Annotated in this window: 15 protein-coding genes and 1 tRNA gene; 9 read left to right on the forward strand and 7 right to left on the reverse strand. The window is 35.8% G+C overall.

Annotated features, from left to right (window positions below):
* Positions 1-26: 26 nt before the first annotated feature.
* A tRNA-Gln gene (locus Q0992_RS09875) sits at positions 27-99 on the reverse strand.
* A gap of 190 nt (positions 100-289) precedes the next feature.
* Here Q0992_RS09875 and Q0992_RS09880 point away from each other — a divergent pair.
* Both Q0992_RS09880 and Q0992_RS09885 read left to right on the forward strand, forming a co-directional pair.
* Positions 290-3,679, forward strand: a complete 3,390-nt coding sequence (locus Q0992_RS09880; RefSeq protein WP_299523223.1) for a DUF2723 domain-containing protein — start codon at positions 290-292, stop codon at positions 3,677-3,679.
* Between the two features lie 5 nt (positions 3,680-3,684).
* Complete coding sequence (locus tag Q0992_RS09885) at positions 3,685-4,368, forward strand: polysaccharide deacetylase family protein (RefSeq protein ID WP_299523226.1); 684 nt, start codon at positions 3,685-3,687, stop codon at positions 4,366-4,368.
* Here the strand turns inward: Q0992_RS09885 and Q0992_RS09890 are convergent.
* From Q0992_RS09890 to Q0992_RS09910, 5 genes are all read right to left on the reverse strand, one after another.
* Positions 4,349-4,645 (reverse strand): co-chaperone YbbN, encoded by a 297-nt coding sequence (locus Q0992_RS09890; RefSeq protein WP_299523229.1) that lies wholly within the window; start codon positions 4,643-4,645, stop codon positions 4,349-4,351. The genes Q0992_RS09885 and Q0992_RS09890 overlap by 20 nt on opposite strands.
* A 107-nt stretch (positions 4,646-4,752) precedes the next feature.
* On the reverse strand, positions 4,753-5,997 hold the full coding sequence (locus Q0992_RS09895; RefSeq protein ID WP_299523232.1) for a metallophosphoesterase: 1,245 nt from the start codon (positions 5,995-5,997) through the stop codon (positions 4,753-4,755).
* 42 nt (positions 5,998-6,039) lie between these two features.
* Positions 6,040-8,580, reverse strand: coding sequence for a glycoside hydrolase family 2 protein (locus Q0992_RS09900; protein WP_299523235.1), 2,541 nt, complete (start codon positions 8,578-8,580; stop codon positions 6,040-6,042).
* On the reverse strand, positions 8,570-9,280 hold the full coding sequence (locus Q0992_RS09905; protein ID WP_367277955.1) for a copper homeostasis protein CutC: 711 nt from the start codon (positions 9,278-9,280) through the stop codon (positions 8,570-8,572). Before Q0992_RS09905 ends, Q0992_RS09900 begins: the two co-directional genes overlap by 11 nt.
* Entirely contained in the window at positions 9,261-11,582 is a 2,322-nt protein-coding gene (locus Q0992_RS09910) for a family 20 glycosylhydrolase (RefSeq protein WP_299523238.1), read from the reverse strand. Before Q0992_RS09910 ends, Q0992_RS09905 begins: the two co-directional genes overlap by 20 nt.
* Positions 11,583-11,622: 40 nt before the next feature.
* Between Q0992_RS09910 and Q0992_RS09915 the strand changes: the two genes are divergently transcribed.
* The 4 genes from Q0992_RS09915 (at position 11,623) to Q0992_RS09930 (ending at position 18,196) form a co-directional block, all read left to right on the forward strand.
* Positions 11,623-14,568: a GH92 family glycosyl hydrolase gene (locus Q0992_RS09915; RefSeq protein WP_299523241.1), complete on the forward strand. Its 2,946-nt coding sequence runs from the start codon at positions 11,623-11,625 to the stop codon at positions 14,566-14,568.
* A gap of 3 nt (positions 14,569-14,571) precedes the next feature.
* Positions 14,572-15,402 (forward strand): hypothetical protein, encoded by an 831-nt coding sequence (locus Q0992_RS09920; protein ID WP_299523244.1) that lies wholly within the window; start codon positions 14,572-14,574, stop codon positions 15,400-15,402.
* 11 nt (positions 15,403-15,413) lie between these two features.
* Positions 15,414-17,087: an MFS transporter gene (locus Q0992_RS09925; RefSeq protein ID WP_299523246.1), complete on the forward strand. Its 1,674-nt coding sequence runs from the start codon at positions 15,414-15,416 to the stop codon at positions 17,085-17,087.
* 95 nt (positions 17,088-17,182) lie between these two features.
* Positions 17,183-18,196: an isoaspartyl peptidase/L-asparaginase family protein gene (locus Q0992_RS09930; protein WP_299523249.1), complete on the forward strand. Its 1,014-nt coding sequence runs from the start codon at positions 17,183-17,185 to the stop codon at positions 18,194-18,196.
* Here Q0992_RS09930 and Q0992_RS09935 read toward each other — a convergent pair.
* Positions 18,193-19,617: an aldehyde dehydrogenase family protein gene (locus tag Q0992_RS09935; protein WP_299523252.1), complete on the reverse strand. Its 1,425-nt coding sequence runs from the start codon at positions 19,615-19,617 to the stop codon at positions 18,193-18,195. The genes Q0992_RS09930 and Q0992_RS09935 overlap by 4 nt on opposite strands.
* 263 nt (positions 19,618-19,880) lie before the next feature.
* On the opposite strand from Q0992_RS09935, the gene Q0992_RS09940 reads away from it, so the two are divergent.
* From Q0992_RS09940 to polA, 3 genes are all read left to right on the forward strand, one after another.
* The gene (locus tag Q0992_RS09940) at positions 19,881-20,141 is read left to right on the forward strand and encodes a hypothetical protein (RefSeq protein ID WP_299523256.1); all 261 of its coding nucleotides are present in this window, start codon (positions 19,881-19,883) and stop codon (positions 20,139-20,141) included.
* 287 nt (positions 20,142-20,428) lie between these two features.
* Positions 20,429-22,480, forward strand: coding sequence for a serine hydrolase (locus tag Q0992_RS09945; RefSeq protein WP_299523259.1), 2,052 nt, complete (start codon positions 20,429-20,431; stop codon positions 22,478-22,480).
* A gap of 115 nt (positions 22,481-22,595) precedes the next feature.
* The gene (gene polA / locus Q0992_RS09950; RefSeq protein ID WP_299523262.1) at positions 22,596-25,448 is read left to right on the forward strand and encodes a DNA polymerase I; all 2,853 of its coding nucleotides are present in this window, start codon (positions 22,596-22,598) and stop codon (positions 25,446-25,448) included.
* Positions 25,449-25,480 lie beyond the last annotated feature (32 nt).

Here is a 25,480-nt window from a genome sequence, read left to right on the forward strand (position 1 = left end):
ATCAATGTTTAGGACTTCTATTTCAGTTGGCCTACTAGGGCTCGAACCTAGACTCTTCTGGACCAAAACCAGACGTGTTGCCAGTTACACCATAGGCCAATATTCCAACTGTTTGTGGGCTATACCCACTAAAGCACATCTTGTGCGAAAGCGGATGCAAATTTAAAACAAAGTTTGTCTTGGGCAAAAAAAATCTAAAAAATAATCGAAATTACTTAACGTTAACTTAAAAACTTAGGCATTACTATAATAATTAGTAAATTCGCCAGCATCAATACCTAAGGTTTTTATGACGGATTTTAACTTTAAAAAGTGGAATAACATTTTAGCATGGTTTGTATTTGCTATAGCATTTATCGTCTATGCGCTCACCATAGAACCAACAGTAAGTTTTTGGGATGCTGGTGAGTATATTTTAACCTCATCAAAATTACAAGTGGGCCACCCTCCAGGAGCACCATTATTTCAAATGATGGGAGCCTTCTTTTCCATTTTTGCCTTGGAACCGTCACAGATTGGTATGATTATGAATATGATGAGTGCTACTGCAAGTGCATTCACCATTCTTTTTATGTTCTGGACCATTAGTATGCTCCTAGTTAAACTAGTAAAACACCATAAGGACTCAAGCTCTAGTAAAGGAATGGCTATTTTAGGTAGTGCTTTAGTGGGTAGTTTAGCTTTTACATTTACGGATTCGTTTTGGTTTAATGCTGTTGAAACTGAAGTCTATGCCATGGCTACCTTAATTATGGCTGTGATGTTTTATCTCGCCTTACGTTGGGAACAGGATATGCATACACCTAGAGGAAACCGTTGGTTGATTCTCATAGCTTTTATTATTGGCCTGTCTTTTGGTGTACACTTTATGGGCCTTTTAACTATTCCTGCAATTGGTCTTATTTATTATTTTAAGAATTACAAGACGATTACTGTAAAGAGCTTTATAATCGCTAATGTAGGGGCTGCAGCAATACTATTGTTTATATTTAAATTGCTGTTACCGTCAACGCTAAAATCGTTTGGATATCTAGAGGTATTCTTTGTGAATTCTATAGGTTTACCTTTCAACTCAGGTACAATCATTAATGGTTTGTTAATAATAGGCCTATTTTATTTTTGTTTAAACTATACGCGCAAAAAAGGCTTAGTGCATATCAATACACTAGTACTCTGCCTTATGTTTATTTTTATTGGCTTCTCTTCTTGGATGATGCTACCTATAAGGGCTAATGCGAATGTAATCATTAATGAAAATAATCCTTCTGACGCTCGCGAATTGCTAGCTTATTACAATTTAGAGCAGTATCCCGAAACACATTTATTTTACGGTCCTCAATTTACTGAAATCTACTCTGGTGCAGATGAAGACGAACCTTTTGTTGATGATAAAAAGAACTACGAGCGCGATGAAGAATTAGGCAAATATGTGATTATAAACGACTGGGAAGGCAGCAAACAAAACTATAATCACGACCATGCGTCTATCTTACCACGAATGTGGAGTAGTGAGCATGCTGACAATTATATGATGTTTACAGGTTTAATTAACTTTAAAGTAGACCCAAATCTTCAAACCCGTGCCTTTAACGAAGCCCTAAGTGTAGGTCTAAGCGAAGATCAGGCTAGTCAATACGCACTTCAAGAAAAAAGACGCTTCGATCAAGTCGTCAGTGATTTTAGAATGCGCATAAGAAAGGGAGAAGTAGACTATGAAGATTATGACCAATTCTTAAAGCGTTATGGGCAACAATACTTAATCATAGAAAAACCCTCATTTGCAGACAATATTGCTTACATGTTTCAATACCAGTTTGGTTACATGTATTGGCGTTACTTTATGTGGAATTTTACGGGAAGGCAAAATGATATACAGGGTAGATATGACAATTTTAATGGGAATTGGATATCGGGAATAAAATTTATTGATGAGTTGCATTTAGGCGTATCCCAAGATAATCTACAAACTGAAGTCCTTGAGAATAAAGCCAGAAACACGTATTACTTTTTACCCCTCATACTTGGTTTAATTGGGTTTTTCTTTTTAATGTATACCGATGCTAAGCGCTTTTGGGTGCTGTTAGTATTCTTCTTGTTGACTGGCTTAGCTATTCAATTCTATACTAATATTAGACCTTTTGAACCACGCGAACGCGATTATTCTGTTGTTGGTTCATTTTATGTATTTGCTATATGGATTGGTTTTGGAGTTTATGGCATCTATGACCTTTTAAAGTCGAGCATAAAATCAAAAGTATTGGCTCCCGCTATTACAATTGCTTGTATAATTATTGTGCCAGGAATCCTCGCTGCAAATAACTGGGATGATCATGATCGCTCAGGAAAATATACAGCCAACGCTATGGCGCGTAAGTATTTAGAGTCTTGTGCTCCTAACGCAATTCTCTTTACCATTGGCGATAATGATTCTTTCCCACTTTGGTATTTGCAAGAAATAGAGGGCGTGCGTACCGATGTGCGTGTTGTTAATACGAGCTTATTCCAAACCGATTGGTATATAGATCAAATGAAGCGAAAGGCTTATGAAAGCGACCCTATTCCTTCACAATTAACACACAATCAGTATAGAGGTGGGAATAGAGATGTCATTATACGACGTGAAATTACCAAAGACACGCTACCAATTAAAGATTTTATGGATTTTGTCTCTAGTGAAAAACCAACAACAAAATTTAAATATGTTGTTGAGCGACAAGGTGAAGACCCAGCACAATATCCAAGTCACATTCTTAAGACCAACTACTTCCCAACAAGGTATATCAGTGTCCCTGTAAATAAAGATGCTGTTTTAAAAAATGGTATTGTAAAACCAAAAGATGCAGATAAAATAGAAGATAATTTATATGCTGAAATTGAAGGCAGCTATATCTATAAAAACAGATTGTTGATGTTAGACATTATCGCCAACAATAATTGGGAAAGACCTATATATTTTACTGGTGGTGCTTTTGGTGAAGATGACTATGTATGGCTTAAGGACTATTTACAGCTAGATGGTATGTGTTACAAACTAGTTCCAATTAAAACACCGGTAGACAGGGCAAATCCTTATGATATGGGTCGTGTTGACCCAGACCTAATGTACAATATGGTAAAAGAATGGAATTGGGGCGGAAGCGGTGAAGATATCTATCACGATATTGAGAGCCGAAGAAATGGTATTACCTACAGAGGTAATTTGGCGCGTCTAGTCGAAGCACTTATCAATGAAGATAAATTAGACAAAGCTGAAGAAATTGCTGATTTGGCCATGGAAAAAATGCCAGTTGATAAATTTGGATTCCATTCGCTTCTAGAACCTTACATTAGTGCTTATTATGAAATCGGCAATGTTGAAAAAGGTCGGGCGCTTTATAAAGATGTCTCTAAAATTTATCAAGACAACCTTATTTATTACGGTGGATTAGATGAAGATGACCAAATAAGTATCATAGAAGATATTTACCTAGATATCCAAAGATATAGGGCTCTTGTAGATATTTTAATCATCTATAATGATAAGGATTTTGCTCTTGAAGAAACTAAGAAATTTAATAGTTATCTGAGTTTACTTGACGTGATGAGTGGTTCTGAAGAAGAATTTGAGCCAAGAGAGGATATTGATATTAATGAAATTTTAAACGATAGCCTTCAAGATTCAATAGCGCCAGAAGAATAGAGCCCATGAAAATCATTCCTGCAAAAACACCTGGATTTGTAAAAACACTATTCCCAAATTTTGTCTGGAATGTTAATACAAGCGACAAAGAACTCTTCCTTACTTTTGATGACGGCCCTACACCCGAAATTACTGAGTGGGTGCTTCAAACACTTAGGCAATATAATGCCAAGGCCACATTTTTCTGTATTGGGAAGAATATAGAATCGAATCCAGAAATTTTTCAAAACATATTAAAAGACAGTCACAGTATTGGCAACCATACCTACGACCATCTAAAAGGATGGAAAACAAAAACCAAAGTATATGTCGGCAATACGGAACTAGCAGATTCTGTAATTGCATTTCAAGTTCAAAACTCAATAGTCCCTAATGCCCATAATTTAGAAGTACTAAAGCTTTTTAGACCACCCTATGGAAAGTTTAAAACTAAACAAAGCAAAAAAATTCAAAAACTGGGTTATAGAATTATACTTTGGGATGTGCTTTCTTATGATTGGGATAAGACAGTAAGTGAAGAAACCTGTTTCAAAAATGTTATTTCTGCTACAAAAGAAGGTAGTATTATCGTATTTCACGATAGTGTAAAAGCCTCGCGAAACTTAAAATATTCCCTACCTAAAGTATTGGATTATTATAACGAAAAGGGTTATGTATTTAAGGCTCTCTCTAAACGTACTCTTGGATAATACCAATTAAGGTATCGGCATCTTTCTCACCGCTATGACGCCATTTCATTTCACCATTTTTGTAGATAATCAATGTTGGTAAACCTTTGACACGAAGCGCTTCGGCCAATTCTTTATTTTTATCCACATCAATTTTAATGACTTTAGCTTTGTCACCTAGAGCAGCTGCCACATCACGTAATATTGCATGCATTGCAACGGACTGGTCGTTCCATTCCGTGTAGAAGTCTAATAGCACCGGAATATCGACATCTATTAATTCCCCAAATTTTGACATACCTTATTGTTTTAGTCAAATGCGCTACACAAACCTACACAAAATTTTTATAGAAAAAATCTAGTTAGTTTGTAATGAGCCACATAAAAATAAACAATTGTTAGCAATTAAGCCTCCTTTGCCTGTTTTTTAAGCTCTATCACTGTTATTTCTGGCCATATTCCTACCCTACCAGGAAAAGCCAAATAACCGAATCCACGATTGACATTAATATATTGTCCTAATGCTTCATAAATTCCTGCCCACTGTTTGTATCGCCATTTCACAGGACTCCATTTAAACCATCCTGGAATTTCGATTCCAAATTGCATACCATGTGTATGACCACTTAAGGTTAAGTGGTAATGGTAGTCATTGTTTACAACCTCGGCATCCCAATGGCTAGGGTCGTGGCTCAACAAAATTTTAAAATCGCCTTTATCAACATGACTCGACGCTTTCTTTAAATCCCCAGCTTTTTTAAAGCCTCCTTTCCCCCAATTCTCTACACCTATAATAGCTATACGCTGCCCATTTTTTTCGATGAATCGGTTTTCATTTAATAGCAAGTTAAAACCTATATCTTTTTGAAGTGCTTTTAAATCCTCAAGATTTTGTTTTTTATCGGCTTCTGAATTCCAGCTTACATAATCACCGTAATCATGATTTCCTAATACCGAGTACAAACCATCTTTGGCCTTCAATTTTTTGAAAATATCAACATATGGCAAAAGCTCTTCAGCCTTATTATTAACCATGTCACCAGTAAACAAAATAACATCACTCTCTTGCTCATTGATAAGATCAATAGCATATTCTACTTTATTGATATTATCAAAACTGCCTGAATGCACATCGCTAATCTGTGTCAGTTTATAACCATCAAAAGCTTCGGGTAAATCTTCAAAATGAAGTGTGTATTTTAAAACTTTAAAGTTGTATTTGCCTTTATACATACCATACAGTATAGAAGTAAAAGGAATTGCTGCTAGTCCTAAAGCAATTTGGCTAATAAACTTTCTTCTTGCCGGGAAATGTCTTATTTGGTTACCGCTTGCACTATCATCTTGCATAAAATAGCTGTAAATCCCTTGTGGTATTCTAAAGACATCTTCGGTAAACATTATCGCGATCAATATCAGCTTTGGAACAACAAGTGCTATTAAGAAGCCAACGGCAAAAGAATTAGCCTGAGAAAAACCATTGCTTCTATTAAAACCGAAAAACTGAAAAATAAAATTTCCAATGACTACAATGGTAAACAACCAATACAGGGCATACCACCAATTATTTTTGGTTATCGTTTTTAAAGATTGAAAAGCATAATAATCTGCTACGCCAATGATTAAAATAAAGATTATCCAGCGAATCATAGAATTCTTTTAATTGCCAAAGTTAAGCATCTGCTTTTCGACTTATCTTATGAAATTGTTAAAGCTTACCACCTTGAGTTTCTCAAGCGTCTTTGATTCAGTCTTAAAGTAAATAGTCATCGTTTTGTTAGGAGGCAGATTGAAAAAGTTATTGGTGAAGAATCCCTTGTTAGTGGTTGAGAGAAAAACATCTTTTTGAAATATCTCACTAAAAAGTTCTATGGCAAAACCATCTTCAGTCGGGTTTGTTTGCCATTTTATAGCGTCATTTTTCAATCTTAGTTCTTTTGGTCTCACAAAGAAAAAATGTTCTTCAACGCTATTAAAACTGACCTCAAGATAAATCTCATTTTTGGGAAAGTCAATATCGGATAACGGTATTTTATATTTAGCTTGACTTGAATTCGCCTTAACCGTAACTTCCCGTAAATCTTTCCACAAGACTTTACCCTTAAAATCTTTGATGGATACCCAAAGTTTGTCCTTTATCTTGTCTAAGCCATCATTGACAATCCATGTTTTTAAAGTGTCATTTTCAACTTTTGAAGAAATCAAAATATTGTTGAAAGCCCGTTTTAGCTTGTATTGCAAGGCCTTCCAGTTTCCAAAATGATCAATACTACTCCAAGATACCGCTGGCCAGCAATCGTTAAATTGCCAGTATAAGGCACCCATATTGTAGGGTTTAGCGCGTCTATGTGCTTCTATTCCTTTTATAATGCCATGGGCTTGTAACAGCTGACTCATATAAACATAATCTTCTGCACTTCGACTGCGCTCCGTGTACATATCTGGCATCGGAAAATCGCGCTGCATGTAGTCTTCAATAAGCTGAAAACCTCTAACATGCTTTTGATGGTTCTTAAACCCTTCAGAAGTAATATTTAAAGCATCATTTTGATTTATAAATCGTATGGCTTCATAGCTTGGAAAGGATTGAAATCCAAATTCGCTCATAAATCGAGGTACGCTTTCTTCTAAATGCTCAAAAGGGTAGGCATCGTGCCAAATCCACCAATCGTGAGCATCACCTTCAGTTTTATATTTTGGATTACCTCTACCGTACTTCGGTGAACTTTCCCAATAATGTGTATCCGTCAACTTAGATACAGTTATAGGCAAAATTGAATCAAAAACCTTGAGATAATTATTCCAGATTTCGTCTTTCTCTTTATTACTTCTGTTAGCTTGCCAGCCCCAACGATGCCAGCCTTCAGAGTTTTCATTATTACCACACCATAATGCTAATGACGCATAATTTCTTAATCGCTTCACTTGTTGTTCGGCTTCGTATTGTACATTTTCTAAAAAACCACTATCCCCTGGATACATGGCACAGGCAAACATAAAATCTTGCCACACCAAAATACCTTTTTCATCACATAGCTCATAAAAAATATCATTCTCATAAATCCCACCTCCCCAGACTCTAAGCATATTCATATTTGAACTCACGACATCATTCAACAACTTTTCATAATGTGCATTTGTTACCTTATTTTGAAAACTATGCTGTGGGATGTAATTGGCGCCTTTGGCATATACAGGCACATCATTCACCTTAAAATAAAAAGATTCTCCTATACTATCTTTCTCTGTAATTAGCGCGATGGTTCTGAGGCCTTTTTTAACTGAAATACTGTCCAGAATTCTTCGACCATCCTTTACCAAAACTTTGATATTATACAAATTGGGCTTACCTATGTTATGCGGCCACCAAAGTTTTGGGTCTTTGATTATTAGCGGAATCCATGTCGGGATAAGTGGATTCGGTTTTTTGAACTCAAAATTTAAACTATCATTGACATAGATTTCATAAGTATATTCAGAATTCAATACGCCAAAATCTATAAGTAACTCTGCTTTATTCTTTTCAATTCCAAGTTGTTTTATATTAATGTCTTTTAGTCTAACATCATTCCAACTTACCAGTTTTATAGGTTTCCAAATTCCACTTGTATTTAATTTTGGTCCCCAATCCCAACCGTATTGAAATTGTGCCTTACGTGTAAAAATGCGATTGCCTTCAGGTAATTCATAACGTAACTTTTCCTTTTCAGTTTCTTCATATTTAGAGGTCTTCTCAAAAACCAAACGCAACTCATTTTCACTTTTGAACAAGGATTTGACATCCACATCCCAAGCTCTAAAGGCATTGTTAGCCTTTAAGATCAAGCTGTCATTCAAATATACCGAGGCATAAGTGTCTAAGCCTTCAAAATTGAGTTCGAGATGCTTTCTTTCAAGAATTTCTTTGTCGAGATGAAATGTGGTTTTATACTCCCAATCCACTCCCGAAACCCATTGTACCTTTTTTTCATTATCACCAATAAATGGGTCTTCTATTAAATTATTATCCAATAAATCAGTAAACACATTTCCAGGAACTGTTGCGGGATACCAAACCGAATCATTCACTGTTTTGAATTGCCAATCTTGATTGATTTCTATGGTAATGGGCACATCATGCTTAGGTTGGCAACTAAAACAAATCAAAACCAATATCAATAAAGACCTTTCGACTGCACTTCGACTCTGCTCAGTGACCACGCTCAAGGTGACAGAATAAATGTTATATAGCATCGAGGATAGCTTTTATTTTTTGTACATTAGAAACGGTTTGCGGCTTAGAAAATAATGAATTTTCTTGTTGAATTACCGAAGACGCTGAAGCATGAATTTCAGTAAACCCAGCAACCTTAAAACAGTTTGCATTTTTGGCATTAATGCCACTTCCAGGTAGTATTGTGATTCTACCATTAGCCAATTGTTTTAATTGGTTTAACAATTCTAATCCTTTAATTGCTGTTGATTGTTGCCCAGAGGTTAATACTCGTGTAACATCTAAATCTATTAATTGCCTCAAAGCATCTTCTGGATTTGCAACCTCATCAAAAGCACGATGAAATGTAAATGATAATGGTTTAGATAATTCTATTAATACTTTTGTTCGCTCTATATCAATGGTTTGAATAGAATTTAAGACTCCCGAAACTATGCCATGGCAACCAAGTTTTTTACATAATTCAATATCCCTAGTCATAATCTTAAACTCGTCATCTGAGTATATAAAATTTCCGCTTCTTGGTCTTATCAAAACAAAAACAGGAATCTTTAAGTTTTCAATAACTTGTTTTATTAATCCATAAGAAGGCGTGATGCCTCCAACAGACAATTCTTGGCACAATTCTATACGATGTGCACCAGCATCTTGGGCATTTTTTGCGGATTGGAACGAGTTGGTACAGATTTCTAAAAGCATATCAATTAACACTAATTTCATCTATAAACGTCCAAGCTTTATGACCAGCACCTTGTTTACTTTCTGGAATGAAGCCATAGTTTGGGATCTTCATATAGATTTTCTTTATCCATCGCGATGAAAATTTTGCTTCAAAATCTATTAGTAATTTATTATTACTGAGATTAAACAGTTCATACTGTTCATTATCAAAACCTATTAAAATTTCTCTTGGCGCATAAATCCATTGGCCATTTCCATTATGAAATCTAGTCTTAATCGAATGTATTGCGGTCTCCTTTCCTAAATCTATCTCAATTAAAACATCTTCTCCCCAAAACCCTAACCACTCCTTATCACCATAGCGTTTATCACTTCCACTAATTCCATTAATTAATCCTTCTGCTCCACTACCAGCATACGCTTTATGTGGTGATTTATCAATGGTGATTTTTGCACCAACGGCTTTATGAAGATTAATATATTGCGTAAAGGTTTTGCCCAGTTTTTCTTTTGAATTATACCTAAACACCGTTGCCTTTATAGTTTTAGAGGTATCTATTTGTATAGGTTTTGTATAGGCTCTAGATTCGTAATCTGGTTCACTTCCGTTAACAGATACTCTAATTACTTTATCTTCTTTTAGCAAAGAACTTAGCTTATATTTTGGCTCGCCATTTTCTATAATCATTTCTCCTTCAATTTCATAGAGATGATTGGCATAACTGATATGAAGCGCATCTAATCTTTTGTGAAATTTTTCAAGTCTTGAAACAAAATCAGAATAGTTTTTTTGTTCTGAATTTGACCAAAGGACTTCACTTATGGCCAAAATTCTCGGAAAAGCCATATACTCTACTTGGTCTTCCGTAGGCATATATTCGGTCCAGACATTCCCTTGTGCACCCAACACATATTTGGAGTCTGCTTTAGACAATTCTTTGGGGATTGGATTGAAACCGTAAACCTTTTCCAAAGGCAAAAAACCGCCAATGGCCAAAGGCTCATCCTCATTTTCGGATTGGTAGTAATCAAAATAACAATGTGATGTAGGCGTCATCACGACGTTATGTCCAGCTTTCGCAGCTTCAATAGCTCCATTCATTCCTCTCCAAGACATTACTGTGGCATTGGGTGCCAAACCACCTTCTAAAATCTCATCCCAACCAATAATTTGTTTGCCTTTAGAATTGATATATTTTTCCATACGTTCTATAAAATAACTCTGCAAACCGTGTTCGTCTTTCAATCCTTTTTCTTTTATTAATCTCTGGCAATACTCACAATTTTTCCATCTTGTTTTTGGCGCTTCGTCCCCTCCAATGTGAATGTACTTGCCTGGAAATAATTCAACCACTTCATCAATAACATCCTCTAAAAATTTAAAGGTTTTTTCACTCGGACAATAGACTTCTTCAAAAACTCCCCATTTTGTGGCAACTTTAATTTTCTTATTGGTTGCTGAGGCTCTCGAAGCGCAACCTAATTCTGGATATGCAGCTATTGCCGCCTGACTATGACCTGGCATTTCAATTTCGGGTATAATGGTTACAAAGCGTTCTTGAGCATAAGCCACAATGTCTTTAATCTGCTCTTGAGTATAATAGCCTCCATAGCGTTTACCATCAAACTGATGGGGTTGGTCACTGTAGTGTCCAATTAGAGTCTCGTTCCTGAAAGCTGCTATTTCTTGTAGTTTAGGATACTTTTTAATTTCAATACGCCAACCTTGATCTTCGGTCAAATGCCAATGGAAGGTATTCATCTTTAGCATGGCCAAGGCATCAATATACTTTTTGATAAAATCAACCGAATACATGTGTCTGCCTACATCTAAGTGCATCCCTCTATAACCAAATTGAGGTTGATCTGTGATTATTTTAGAAGCTAGTGCCACATAATTTTCATTATAACTCCCGTCCTCAAATTCGGTTGGCAACAATTGTCTTAAAGTTTGAACCGCATAAAATGCTCCCTTGTCTGAACTGGCTTTTACTTTTATACTGTCAGGAAGGATTTCTAGAACATAGCCTTCATTATGTGAAATAGTATCTTCATAAATAAAGGCAATTTTATCATTGTTCTTTAGTTTAATACGACTTCCATTTTCAATATAGTTTTTTAGGAATTGTGCTGAAACTGACAACCTTGGGTCATAGTTTATTCCTGTATCATTATTTAGAATAAATCGCCATTGAGCTGATATTGATTGATTGGGTTTAGGAATGACTCCGTTTGTTTCTTCATTTAATACTTCTCCTGAAGAATTTGACTTTGTATGCGGTTTACAGGACCACAACGCCAGGCTTATAATTATGACTACAAACGTTTTATTGAAATGCATTTTAGTATATTAGATGCTTAAAATTAGTAATCTATTTTTAATGCCATCTAAACTTCACTTCGTTTTTTTAATTCTTCTATTGGTAAGCTGTAAAAACGATTCTAGAATTCACCCTGCACAAAAAAATAACCCACTAATTTCTTATGTCAATCCCTTTATAGGTACTAGTGGGCATGGGCACACCTATCCAGGAGCCACACTCCCTTTTGGAATGATGCAGTTGAGTCCAGATACACGCTTGGACGGTTGGGACGGTTGCTCAGGTTACCATTATTCGGATGAGTACATCTATGGCTTTTCGCACACCCATCTCAGCGGAACAGGTGTATCCGATTATGGTGATATTTTATTGATGCCCACTAATGCCGTGAATTTTAATAATGGAAGTGATGGTCAATCTGGTTATCGTGCACATTTTTCGCATGATAATGAAGTGGCAGAACCTGGATTTTATAAGGTGCATTTAGATTCTACCAATATCGATGTGGAATTGACCGTTTCTTTGCGAAGTGGAATTCATAAGTATCAATATCCAAGTGCTGAAAATCAATATGCCATTTTAGATTTAGAGCATCGTGATGAATTACTTTCTTCAGATATTGAATTTGATTTATCCAATAACAGAGTAATTAAAGGACACAGGCATTCTAAAGCTTGGGCAACAAACCAAAAGCTTTTTTATTATATCGAATTCTCACATTCATTTTCAACTAATCCATTAGAAAGTACAATAAGATCATTCATTAATGAAAAAAGAACAAAAGCAGTTCTTAGATTTAAGAATCCAAACAACGAACCCGTTTTTGTTAAAATTGGTATTTCAGCAGTAGGTATTGAAGGCGCTAAAAAAAATCTAGAAGCTGAAATAGGAGATAAAGATTTTAAAACCATTAAAAAAGAAGCCCAAGACTATTGGGAAAAACAACTTGAAAAAATCATAATCGAAAGCCCGAATGAAGACCATAAAACGAACTTCTACACCTCATTGTATCACACCATGTTAGCACCTAATCGCTATCAGGATGTCGATGGTAGATATAGAGGTATGGATTTAGAAATTCATAGTGCCGATTTCAATTATTACACGGTATTTTCACTTTGGGACACCTATCGTGCTGCCCATCCCTTATATACGATTATTGAAGAAGAACGCACCAATGATTTTATAAACACCTTTTTAGCTAAATACGATGAAGGTGGCATTATGCCTATTTGGGATTTATCAGCTTGCTATACAGGCTGTATGATAGGTTATCATGCGGTTCCTGTGATTGCTGATGCGTATTTAAAAGGCATTAAAGATTATGATACTGAAAAGGCTTTTGAAGCCATGAAACATTCAGCTACCAGAGATCATTTGGGTTTAGAGTCTTATAAAAAATTTGGATTTATACCTGTGGAATTTGAAAGCGAATCCGTGTCAAAAACATTGGAGTATGCCTATGACGATTGGACCATTGCACAAATGGCAAAGGCTATGGGTAAGGAAGATGATTACAAAATTTATTCAGAACGTGCACAGTATTATAAAAATATCTTTGATCCAGAAACACAATTCATGCGCGGACGATTTAGAAACACATGGTTTGCACCTTTCGATCCTTATGAAGTGAACTTTAATTATACCGAAGCTAATTCTTGGCAGTACAGCTATTATGTACCACAAGACATTTCTGGCTTTATGGATTTATTAGGCGGAAAAGACAAGCTCGAAGCCCATTTAGATCAACTTTTTACGGCTGAAGCTGAAACTTCTGGACGTAATCAGGCCGATATTACAGGTCTCATAGGACAATATGCTCATGGCAATGAACCAAGTCATCATATGGCTTACCTCTATAACTTTGTGAATAAACCGTATAAAACTCAAGAACGTGTTCATCAGATCCTAACAGAACTTTACCAAAATGCTCCAGACGGTATTTCAGGTAACGAAGATTGTGGACAGATGAGTGCTTGGTACGTCTTTTCGTCGTTAGGGTTTTATCCTGTGACACCAGGAAGTGATCAATATATTATCGGCACTCCAATTATTGACAAAGCCACATTTAACTTAGAAAATGGCAACCTATTTACAGTGCAAACGTATGATTTAAGCAACACTAATAAATATATTGAATACGCTTATCTTAATGGTGAATCCTTAAACAGAACTTATGTTACGCATGAGGAGATTATGAAAGGTGGTATTTTAGAATTTCATATGACCGATAACCCGGCCGTTTGGGGAAGTCGCGAGGGTGAAGAACCCAAAATTTCTATCACTGACCATGAGATTGTCCCTGCGCCATTTATAGCCAAAGGTGATGTGGCTTTTAAAGGTGAGACAGAAGTAGAATTGGGTATCGTAAGCTCTGAAGCTGAAATTTTCTACAGTGTCGATGGCTCTGATTTTAAACTATATGATAAACCCATTACAATATCAAAGCCATGTTTGCTTAAAGTATATGCTACTGATGGTTATGGTAAGCAAAGCGCCACGATTGAAACGCAATTTTACAAAATCGACCCCAACTTGAAGATCAAACTAGAAACGGAATATGCCAATCAATATAACGCTGGTGGTAATGATGCCCTTATTGATGGTATTTTAGGCACTAAGGATTTTAGAACAGGGACTTGGCAGGGCTATCATGATACCGATGTTATTGCCACGGTTGATCTTGGGGATATTTCAGTATTAAAAAATGTAAGTATCAACTTTTTGGAAGATCAACGTAGTTGGATATTCTTACCCAATCAAGTTGAGTGCTTATTTAGTGTAAACGGAAAAGATTTCAAGTCTATTGAAAAAATTAAAATTAATAATACTATTGCATCTGATGAATCAACCATAAGAACTTTTAGCTTCGAAATACCATCCTATCATAAAATTAGATATATAAAAGTTATTGCTAAGAAATTAGGTGAACTTCCAGAATGGCATTTGGGTTACAAACACGATGGTAGAAGCTGGATTTTTGTGGATGAAATATCAATAAAATAAAACATGAATAAATTATTTGTTTTTATCGCTTTTTGTTTGTCATTCATTTCATGTAAGCCATCCTTTAATTTAAGCGCTGAACAACCCAAAATAAATAATTTAGCTCTTGGGAATTATAGCAATGAGGATTTTATTGAAAATTTTCCAGATTCCACTAAGGACTTATTGCCAAAAGAAAAGATAAATGTTTACTTAGATAGTATTCGCCTAGATTTTGATTCAACTCTTTACCGAAAAGAAGACGTTATTTCTAATGATGTTACTATCAACAAAATAAGTTCAACACGAAAAATACAAGATATTTATTTTAAGATAATTCAATATTCAAATTCATTGAAAATCCAGAAAAATGAGCAAAATCTTTATTTGCAAGATTTTAAAGACTATTTAAAACAAAATCTTATTGTTTATTCCGATGATAAGACTAATTTAAAAGGTATTCTAAGTATTAAACTTAATAAAGACATTCTAGCGTTTTTTGAAAAAGACTCAAATTATTGGAAATACCTTTCCTATAACGATTTAGGAAACGAAGCTATATTTGGTCTTAAAACTTCCCAAGACATTATCGATTTATATTTCGATGATATTTTTATTTCTGCAAAAAGGAGATGGAATAAAGAATCAATATCCATTTTTAGAGAAATTTATGAACAAGAAAGGAAGAACTATGAAAATAATGGAATTGATTTCGATAAGTTTGTTAGATGCAGAATCAAATATCAGGAAAAAGCTGAGGAAAAATTTGACAATGAAATCCCTGATAATTATTATCAGAGTTCATACTTTTTAGAGCATTCACTTAAATGCAGGATTTATTCAAAAACTAACTAACACTAAACATAATGAGCAGCCAAAACAACAAATCAGCACTAGCGACTCTAGTCACCGTATTCTTTTTTTGGGGATTTATTGCAGCATCCAATGGTGTCTTTATTCCGTTTTGCAAAACCTATTTTAACATTGATCAATTCCAATCACAGTTGGTAGATTTTGCATTTTATGGTGCTTATTATATAGGTGCTTTATTGCTATTTATAATGTCTGGCTCAATTAAGAAAGATATTATGAATAATTGGGGCTATAAAAATGGCATCATATATGGTTTATTGCTATCTGCTATCGGTGCCTTTGTGATGTATCCAGTTACTGCTGGTGCAGAACAAGGACAAACCGGTGTTTTTTATCTAGTGCTTATCGCTTATTTCATAGTAGCTTTAGGCTTCTCTATACAACAAACAGCAGCGAATCCTTTCGCCATTGCTTTGGGAGATTCTAAAACTGGCTCTCACCGTTTGAATTTAGCAGGAGGAGTCAACTCCTTTGGCACAACCATTGGCCCAATTGTGGTAAGCTTAGTCATCTTTGGTTCAGCCTCGTGGAGTACTGATGAATTAGCCTCAATGATAGCCAATAACGACATTACCTTGGTTACCGTACAGACTTTATACCTAGGTGTTGGCCTCCTATTTTTGGTGGCTGCGGCTTTATTTTATTTTTCAAAAAAATTACCTGCTCTTAAATCTAATACTGCATTTGAGCCTGCAAACAAGGCAAAAAATTTATTAATCCTACTAACCCTAATCATTATAGGTTGCTTTGGTTATATATTTAGTACTTACACTGGCGATGCCATAGCAACTGAGCGTATCGAAAACACACGATTAATTGTGTTGTTTGTCGCACTTATGGCTGTTATTATAGCTGTTTTTGTAGCAAATACCAGTGCCTCTAAAAAACCTGAAGGCTGGGGCGCCATGAAATATCCTCAGTTGGTTTTAGGGATGCTTGCCATTTTCATGTATGTCGGTGTAGAAGTTACCATAGGCAGTAATCTTGGTGAACTATTAAAACAAGGTGTTGGCAATACAGGATTAAATGCGCTAGGTTTACCAGTACTTAACGATTCGCAATTAGGTATATACATCTCCTTATATTGGGGAGGCTTGATGATCGGACGTTGGGTCGGAGCTATTACCGTTTTTAATCCAAGTAAAGGTCTTAAAAAAGTACTGCTAATTCTTGTTCCCTATATCGCTTTTGGTGTTATCATTGCCGTAAATTGGGTAGCAGGAAATGAGTTTTCAACCAATGAAATTCTGTTTTTTGCTATCTGTATAGCTGTTCAGATATTCGGTTTCTTCTTAGCAAAAGACCGACCTGTAAAAACGCTAAAAATATTCAGTATTTTAGGTATAATAGGCATGCTCATTGGTTTATTTGCCTCTGGAAATATAGCCTTATTTGCTTTCCTGTCTGGCGGTTTATTCTGTTCTATCATGTGGCCTTGTATTTTTACATTAAGCATCGCGGGATTAGGAAAATACACCTCACAAGGCTCTGCCTTTTTAATCATGATGATATTAGGTGGTGCCATCATTCCACCTGTACAAGGCAAATTAGCTGATGTGTATAGCATTCAATCCTCGTATTGGATTGCCGTAGCCTGTTTTATATACCTATTGTTTTATGCCTTTAGGACAAAAACCGTTTTGGACAAACAGGGAGTTGAGTATTGATTAACTATTTATTGTCGCATTCAACGCAGTCGAAATGCATAGCCAGAAATTAAAAACAACCCTAAAATCCCCTCAAGGCGAAACTAAATTTAACTATGAATAGACGAAAATTTATCAAAAATACAGCACTTACAGGTGCAGGTTTAACTCTAGGAAATTCCTTAATGGGATGTGATGAAAAAACTTCTGAAAAAACCAAGAATACTATTATTAATTCTGAAAATGGCTCTAAAACCAGTTTACCATTGGTCATTGCTACATGGCATGTCAAAGAAGCTACTGCTAAAGCCATGGAAGTTTTACAAGCTGGCGGAAATGTGCTTGATGCCGTTGAACAAGGTTGTATGGTTGAAGAAGCGAATGAAAACGGGCAATCTGTAGGCAAAGGCGGATTACCTGATAGAGATGGCAATGTTACTCTAGATGCTTGCATTATGGATAAAAACGGTAACTGTGGCGCTGTGGCTTATCTTCAAGATATTACACATGCCGTTTCTGTAGCTAGGAAAGTAATGGAGGATACACCTCATGTCATGTTAGCAGGAGAAGGCGCCAAGCAGTTTGCTATTTCACAAGGGTTTGAACCTGAAGATTTATTAACAGAAACTTCAAAAAAAGAATGGGAAGAATGGAAAGTTGAAGCTAAATACAAACCGATTATCAATATTGAAAACCACGACACTATTGGCATGTTGGCTATTGATAAAAATGGAGACATTTCGGGTGCTTGCACAACCAGTGGATTGGCTTATAAAATGGGTGGACGTGTTGGCGACTCTCCAATCATAGGATCTGGTTTATTTGTAGATAACGAAATTGGTGCCGCTGTTGCCACTGGTCTTGGAGAAGAAGTCGTTAAGACCGTTGGTAGCTTTTTGGTCGTTGAACTTATGCGACAGGGCAAATCCCCTCAAGAAGCTTGTGAGGAGGCGATTGGTAGAATTGTTAATAAACCTAATAGCAACTATAAGGATTTTCAAGTGGGTTACATTGCCGTAAACAAAAAAGGCGAAACTGGGTCTTATTCCATCCACCAATGGTTTAGTATGACCAAATTCCAAAATGGAGTTAATGAGCAAATACAATCTGATTTTTTTAATAAATCTTAAAACCACTTAATCGTTAGCCTAGCCATTTTTTCTTTAAATCTATTGTATGGAGGAAATAATAACTCTGCAACACCAAAAACGTACTGTTTTACTATGGCGCGCTGATTACTAAACGCCTTAAAGCCATAAAAACCATGACTCTTACCTATTCCACTATGATTCACACCACCAAAGGGTAAGTTATGATTAGAGTAATGAACCACATTATTATTGATACACGTGCCGCCAGCTTTGGTGTGATTTAAGATTCTCTTAGTATTAGTTCTACTTTTACTATAAATATAAAGTGCTAATGGCCGTTCCTTTGAATTTATACAATCAATAGCTTCCCCTAAATCCTTATATGTTACAATAGGTAAAATAGGACCAAATATCTCGTGTTGAAGCAACAAAGCATCTTCTTTTAGATCGGAAATAATGGTTGGTGCTATGTATTTAGATTCAGCATCTAATTGTCCTCCAATCTCAATTTTAGCATTTGTATCTTTTGCATTATCCAAATGTGCTTTTAAGCGTTCAAAGTGTTTTTGTGTCACAATTCTTGAATAAGAATCAGAATTTTGAGGTTGCTCAGAATAAAAATAGTCTAACCATTTTTTACACGCTTCAATAAACTTGTCTTTAATACTCTTATCAATTAAAATATAATCTGGTGTCACACAAATCTGGCCTGCATTCATAAATTTCCCCCAAACAATTTTTTTTGCAGCTTTGTCAACACTTGCTGTTTTATCAATTATGGTTGGTGATTTACCACCAAGCTCTAAGGTTACTGATGTAAGATGCTTTGCTGCAGCAGTCATTACAATTTTACCAACGTTTGGTGAACCTGTAAAAAAGATGTGGTTGAAGGGTAATTGCAACAACTGAGTAGAGGTTTCTACTTCACCTTCAACTAACGTTACCTCATCCTCTTTAAAAACTTCTCTCACTATTTCAGCCATAAGTGCTGAAGAACTTGGAGTCATTTCCGAAGGTTTAATTATTGCTGAATTACCTGCTGCAATAGCCGAAACTAGCGGTCCAAATGTGAGATTGAAAGGAAAATTCCAAGGAGAGATAATTAAGCAAACTCCTTTAGGTTCATATACATAATAAGAACTTGCCCCTAACATAGATAAAGGTGTTTTAACCTTCTGCCTACGCATCCACTTATGCAGATGAGCTTTAGCATGCTTTATTTCACCTATAATCTGATAAATCTCTGTTAACTCTGATTCAACCTTTGGTTTACCTAAATCTTTGTATAAGGCCTCTAAAATCCTTTTTCGATAGGTTTTTTCAATAGCAGTCTTAAGTTTACTTAGCTGCTTTATTCTATGACTATAAGAATGTTGTCCAATACCAAGCTGTTTTATTCTTTGTTTTTGAAATAATTCAAAGTAGGGATTCTTATTAAACTCTTTATCGTCTGTCTCCATTTATGTTGAATAATTAATCAAATTGTGCATTTCATCGATGTTATTGACAAATCCGTGTATTTGGTCTAAATCTTGGGGTTTTTCGTCTATAAAAACAACGGTTTTAAAGGGCTACGAGCCTATTTTGTGTATTTCATCGATATTTTTTGCTAGCAGGTGTCAGTCATCTAATTATCGTCTTGTTTCGTCCAAAAATTTCACTGCAAACAAACAAACCTATGTTTCTTTGAACCGAAGTTAAAACAAAAAACGATTTAACAGTCATGAAAAAAGGTTTAGTCATCATATTATTCTTAACAATGTCCTTAGCAGGTTTTGCTCAGCAAGATGTTGTAAGTAATGTTGAGACTGAACTTGTTGAAACTGTTAAAGCTGACAAGCCTGAAGTAAAGAAAACATTAATTTCTGCTAAAGTGAAGGCTAAGGTTTTAAAAATCAACAGAAAAAAAAGTAACGAGATTATAAGCATAAAGGCTTACAGAAAGAGTTTACAAATCAAAGTAAAAACTGTAAAACTTTGCTAATTAATATGCTATTAACCATCTATAGACCGAAACATATGTTTCGGTCTTTTTTGTTTAAGGATATAGCACTATCTTAATTAAGTCCACCTCTGGCCTCTTTTCTAAAAGAATAATTGTCGTTTTCTCATTGGGATTTTCATCTTAATCCTATCACCGCGTATCTTTATTAGTTCTTTGAAGCTTCAAAAACAAGTTGAGCATTTTAAAAAATTATAAATTCAATTTTAAAGTGTAACAACTAAACTTTCGGTTCATCTTTAAGGTATTAATCTAATTTTCCATCAATTATGTCTTTATCCTTACAAGCTAATATCCTTAAGCTTTCATTTTTATCGGCCTTTTTATTTGTCCATATTGAAGTTATGGCATTCGTACCACCGTCCAACAACTTACTTTCCAATGGTGCTTTGGCATATGCTTATCCTATGGATCCAATTACTATAGATGGTAATGCAAAAGACTGGCCAACAACACTAGAAAAGCATCCTATTGCGATAACACCTTACGGAGAATTACCAAAAAAAGAAGATTTTTCAGCCTATTTCCAAGTCGGACACAATTTAAATGAAAAGGCACTCTATGTTCTAATAACCGTTATTGATGATAATCATGTTGTAGATAATAGTGAAAATGCGACTTGGATTACACAAGACTCCTATGCCTTGTATGTGGACTATAAACATGATTGGAACGGTTCTGGAGTCAATCTTTTTCAATTTGGGGAAAGTTTTAAACGGGATTATGACTACACCGCAAGTTGGGATCCAGAGATAAAGCATTTTAATTGGGATAATGTTACCATAAAGATGTCCCGAAACGGAAGTACAAGTATCTATGAAGTAAAGATTGATTTAGGTGACTATTTCCAATTAAATAAAAGTATTGGTATAGACCATGTTTTGGTTGATAAAGACCCAGAAGATGAAGACGGCACATTTACATTTATTTCTTGGGGAGCGAATGGCGGAAAAAGCCAATCAGCAACACGACTTGGCGATGTTATTCCTATTGCCGAAAACTCTAAAGTCTCCGAAGTCAGTGGAAAGCTTTCTTGGGAAGACACTACGATTGAAGAACTTCCTGATAGAGTTACCCTAGTTGACAAAAACAACAGCAAACTATGGTCTGTTGCAAATGTCGATACTCTTGGTCATTTCACCACAATGTTGCCCTCAGGGCGATACTTAGCAAAGCCCTATTGGGATTTTATTGGTGGTTATCCTGTAGATATTGAAAACAGTAAAGCCTTTTTTGAAGTAAAACCAAATAAAGCCAATCAAAACATAGATTTGATAGTGAAAACCAAAACACCATTAAATCTCATCCCAAAAAAAGGAATTTTAGAAAACTTCGATCCAAATAACCCTAAAGCACTCGATAATTTCATTACAGCCTATCAAGATTATTACGTTATTCCAGGTGTTTCATTGGCTATTATAAAAGACGGTAAGGTTGTGTATCACAAAACTTATGGCAACAAAAATGCAGTGACTCGCGAAGCTGTAAATAGCCAAACACTTTTTGAAGCCGCATCGATTACTAAGCCTGTATTTGCCTTTGCCGTATGCCGTTTGGCAGAAAAAGGCATCATTGATTTGGATAAGCCTTTATACACCTACTTGCCGTTTGAGGACATAGCACATGATGAGCGCTATAAATTAATCACAGCTAGACATGTATTAACCCACCAAACCGGTTTCCCTAATTGGGCTTGGGTAAATGAAGATGGTAAAATTGATATTAAATTCACCCCTGGAACTGACTATGGCTATTCTGGTGAAGGTTTTGAATATTTAAAGCGTGTGGTGAACAAAATTACCGGTAAGGATGTTGAAGATGTAGTTAAAGAAGAGGTTTTAGATCCCTTGGGAATGAAAAACACCTACTTTACTAAAAACGATTATATGCGAACCCACGTTTCTAACGGACATTTCGGAAGATTTGCCTCACCAGCTAACTTGCCTAATGAGCCAGGTATGGCTTGGAGCATGCATACGGAAGCTAAGGATTTTTCGAATTTTGCTTTAGGTCTCTTAGAACGCAAAGTCCTAAAACCAGAAACTTATGAAGATGTATTCAAAACCCACACCGTCGTAGATGACGACGATATTAAAGAAAGTTGGGAGCGTTATTTTGGATTGGGTATATCTATAGAAAAAACACCTTTTGGACCAACCTTTGGACATGGTGGCAATAATGGAGACTTCAGGTGTCAGTTCAAACTATTTACCCAACTCAATTCTGGTTTCATTATTTTTACGAATAGTAATCACGGAGATGATTTAGTCAATGCTTTAGAAGAATATTTAATCACTGGTAAACAACACACCAATGATTAGTAAACCAACCGTATTGCAGAGCACTTTTCTTTTAAGTAAATATTGAAAATTATAGCATCCTTGTAAAATAAGCACTCAACTTTTTGTAGTTTTATAGACTTCAAAATTAGATTTAATGTCAGACCAAAAACGTCTATTTCTCGTTGATGCTTATGCACTCATTTTTCGTGGCTATTATGCCTTTATAAAAAACCCAAGAATCAATTCTAAAGGTGAAGACACATCAGCCATTATGGGTTTTATGAATTCACTTTTAGATGTCATTAAGCGCGAACGTCCCGATCATTTAGCCGTATGTTTTGATAAAGGTGGTAGTGTAGATCGTGTAGAAATGTACGAAGCCTACAAAGCCAATAGGGATGAAACTCCCGAAGGTATTAGAACAGCAATTCCGCATATCTGCAATATCCTAGAGGCGATGCATATTCCTATCATGGTAAAAGAAGGTTACGAAGCCGATGATGTTATTGGTACCTTGTCTCGACAAGCAGAACAAGAAGGCTACAAAGTTTTCATGGTAACACCAGATAAGGATTTTGCACAATTAGTTACCGATAATATTTTTATGTATAAACCCGTTTTTGGTGGTGGTTACGAAACTTGGGGAATTCCAGAAGTTCAGAAAAAGTTTGAAGTGGAAGATCCATTGCAAGTCATCGATTTTTTGGGTATGATGGGAGACTCTAGTGATAATATCCCTGGACTTCCAGGTGTAGGTGAAAAGACGGCTAAAAAATTCATCAATCAGTTTGGCAGTATGGAAGGACTTTTGGCCAATACGGATCAATTGAAAGGGAAAATGAAAGAGAAAATCGAGGCCAATGGCGAGCTGGGATTGTTGTCTAAGAAGTTGGCAACCATTATGCTCAATGTGCCTGTTGAATTTGATGCTAAGGATTTTGAATTAAACCATCCTGATGTTGAAAAGGTAAAGCAAATATTCCAAGACTTAGAATTTAGACGGCTCACTGAAAATTTCCTAAAGACCTTTGCTACAGAAACCCCAACAACAACCACTGAAGCTACTCAAAAACAGGAAACGCCAAAAGCCACACCTAAAGAACAAAAGGCTGCTGGTGCTGGTCAGTTTTCGTTATTCGGCACTTCGACAACGCCCACTGACCAAAACGATACTGAAAATTCTCAATACATACGAAGAACCGCTGAAACCACATCACATTTTTATCAAAGTGTAGCCTCTGGGATGGCCACAAAACTGTTTGTGAAAAATTTAATAAATCAAACTTCCGTTTGTTTTGATACTGAGACCACAAGCATCAATCCGTTACAAGCAGAATTGGTGGGTATTGCCTTTTCTTGGGAAACTGGTAAAGGGTTTTATATGCCTTTTCCAGAAGACCGACAAGAAGCGCAAGAACTCTTAGAAGAATTGAGACCATTCTTTGAAAGTGAAAGCATAGAAAAAATAGGTCAGAATTTAAAGTACGATATTAAAGTCCTAGCTAAATATAATATTGAAGTTAAAGGCAAACTCTTCGATACCATGTTGGCACATTATTTAATTAATCCAGATATGCGTCATAACATGGATGTGCTCGCGGAGACCTATTTAAATTATACGCCTATTTCCATTACCGAACTCATTGGCAAAAAAGGAAAGAATCAATTATCCATGCGCGAAGTTCCTCTCGACAAGCAAACTGAATATGCTGTTGAAGATGCAGATATTACCCTTCAACTTAAGGAGCATTTTGAAAAAGAACTCGGCGAAGCCAATACCCAAAAATTATTTGATGATATTGAAGTACCACTACTTAGGGTTTTAGCTGATATGGAATTGGAGGGGATTAATTTAGATAAGACCTTTTTACATGCATTGTCCGAAGAATTAGATGGAGATATCGCTAATCTCGAAAAACGTATTTATAATGCCGCTGGCGAGGAATTTAACATAGCTTCGCCAAAGCAATTAGGAGTTATCCTTTTTGAAAAAATGAAGTTGGTGGACAAGCCTAAAAAAACCAAAACAGGACAATACTCAACAGCAGAAGATGTATTGAGTTATTTGGCTAAAGATCATGAGATTATTCAGAATATTCTGGATTACAGAGGTCTTTCAAAACTAAAGAGTACGTATGTCGATGCATTACCACAACAGGTCGAAGAACATACAGGTCGCGTCCATACCGATTATATGCAAACGGTTGCCGCCACTGGTCGTTTGAGCAGTAATAATCCGAACCTACAGAACATCCCCATACGTACCGAACGCGGAAGACAAGTTCGGAAAGCCTTTGTACCAAGAAGTAAAGAGTATACGTTACTCGCCGCTGATTACTCGCAAATAGAATTGAGGATTATTGCAGCATTGAGCCAAGAGGAAACGATGATAGAAGCCTTTAAAAATGGTGAAGATATTCATGCCTCAACCGCTTCAAAGGTATTTAACGTTCCTATTTCCGAAGTAACTAGAGAACAGCGTGCTAATGCCAAGACAGTCAACTTTGGTATTATATATGGTGTCTCAGCTTTTGGGCTAAGCAACCAAACCAATTTAACACGCTCAGAATCCAAAGAACTCATTGACACGTATTATGCGACTTATCCAAAACTTAGAAATTACATTCAAGACCAGGTAGATTTTGCAAGAGATAACGGTTATGTACAAACGGTTTTAGGGCGTCGTCGTTACTTAAAAGATATTAATTCCCGTAATGCTGTAGTTCGAGGAGCTGCAGAACGCAACGCAGTGAATGCACCCATACAAGGTAGTGCTGCGGATATCATTAAGATTGCCATGATTACTATTCACGAAAAACTTAAAGCGGGCAATTATAAATCTAAAATGCTTTTACAAGTTCATGATGAATTGGTATTCGATATTTATAAGCCAGAATTGGAAGGTTTAAAAAATCTCATAAAAACCGAAATGGAAAATGCCTACGAGCTTTCTGTACCATTGGATGTGGATTTCGATAGCGGCGATAATTGGTTGGAGGCACATTGATTTAACAAAACTGCAAATCAAAAATCACTTTT

It is taken from the genome of Winogradskyella sp., from assembly GCF_028289625.1.
GTDB lineage: Bacteria > Bacteroidota > Bacteroidia > Flavobacteriales > Flavobacteriaceae > Winogradskyella.

What these genes read in the sequence shown, in the direction of transcription:
- Q0992_RS09880 (WP_299523223.1), top strand. Translation starts at nt 290, where the DNA reads ATGACGGATTTTAACTTTAAAAAGTGGAATAACATTTTAGCATGGTTT.
- Q0992_RS09885 (WP_299523226.1), top strand. Translation starts at nt 3,685, where the DNA reads ATGAAAATCATTCCTGCAAAAACACCTGGATTTGTAAAAACACTATTC.
- Q0992_RS09890 (WP_299523229.1), bottom strand. Translation starts at nt 4,645, where the DNA reads ATGTCAAAATTTGGGGAATTAATAGATGTCGATATTCCGGTGCTATTA.
- Q0992_RS09895 (WP_299523232.1), bottom strand. Translation starts at nt 5,997, where the DNA reads ATGATTCGCTGGATAATCTTTATTTTAATCATTGGCGTAGCAGATTAT.
- Q0992_RS09900 (WP_299523235.1), bottom strand. Translation starts at nt 8,580, where the DNA reads ATGCTATATAACATTTATTCTGTCACCTTGAGCGTGGTCACTGAGCAG.
- Q0992_RS09905 (WP_367277955.1), bottom strand. Translation starts at nt 9,280, where the DNA reads ATGAAATTAGTGTTAATTGATATGCTTTTAGAAATCTGTACCAACTCG.
- Q0992_RS09910 (WP_299523238.1), bottom strand. Translation starts at nt 11,582, where the DNA reads ATGCATTTCAATAAAACGTTTGTAGTCATAATTATAAGCCTGGCGTTG.
- Q0992_RS09915 (WP_299523241.1), top strand. Translation starts at nt 11,623, where the DNA reads ATGCCATCTAAACTTCACTTCGTTTTTTTAATTCTTCTATTGGTAAGC.
- Q0992_RS09920 (WP_299523244.1), top strand. Translation starts at nt 14,572, where the DNA reads ATGAATAAATTATTTGTTTTTATCGCTTTTTGTTTGTCATTCATTTCA.
- Q0992_RS09925 (WP_299523246.1), top strand. Translation starts at nt 15,414, where the DNA reads ATGAGCAGCCAAAACAACAAATCAGCACTAGCGACTCTAGTCACCGTA.
- Q0992_RS09930 (WP_299523249.1), top strand. Translation starts at nt 17,183, where the DNA reads ATGAATAGACGAAAATTTATCAAAAATACAGCACTTACAGGTGCAGGT.
- Q0992_RS09935 (WP_299523252.1), bottom strand. Translation starts at nt 19,617, where the DNA reads ATGGAGACAGACGATAAAGAGTTTAATAAGAATCCCTACTTTGAATTA.
- Q0992_RS09940 (WP_299523256.1), top strand. Translation starts at nt 19,881, where the DNA reads ATGAAAAAAGGTTTAGTCATCATATTATTCTTAACAATGTCCTTAGCA.
- Q0992_RS09945 (WP_299523259.1), top strand. Translation starts at nt 20,429, where the DNA reads ATGTCTTTATCCTTACAAGCTAATATCCTTAAGCTTTCATTTTTATCG.
- polA (WP_299523262.1), top strand. Translation starts at nt 22,596, where the DNA reads ATGTCAGACCAAAAACGTCTATTTCTCGTTGATGCTTATGCACTCATT.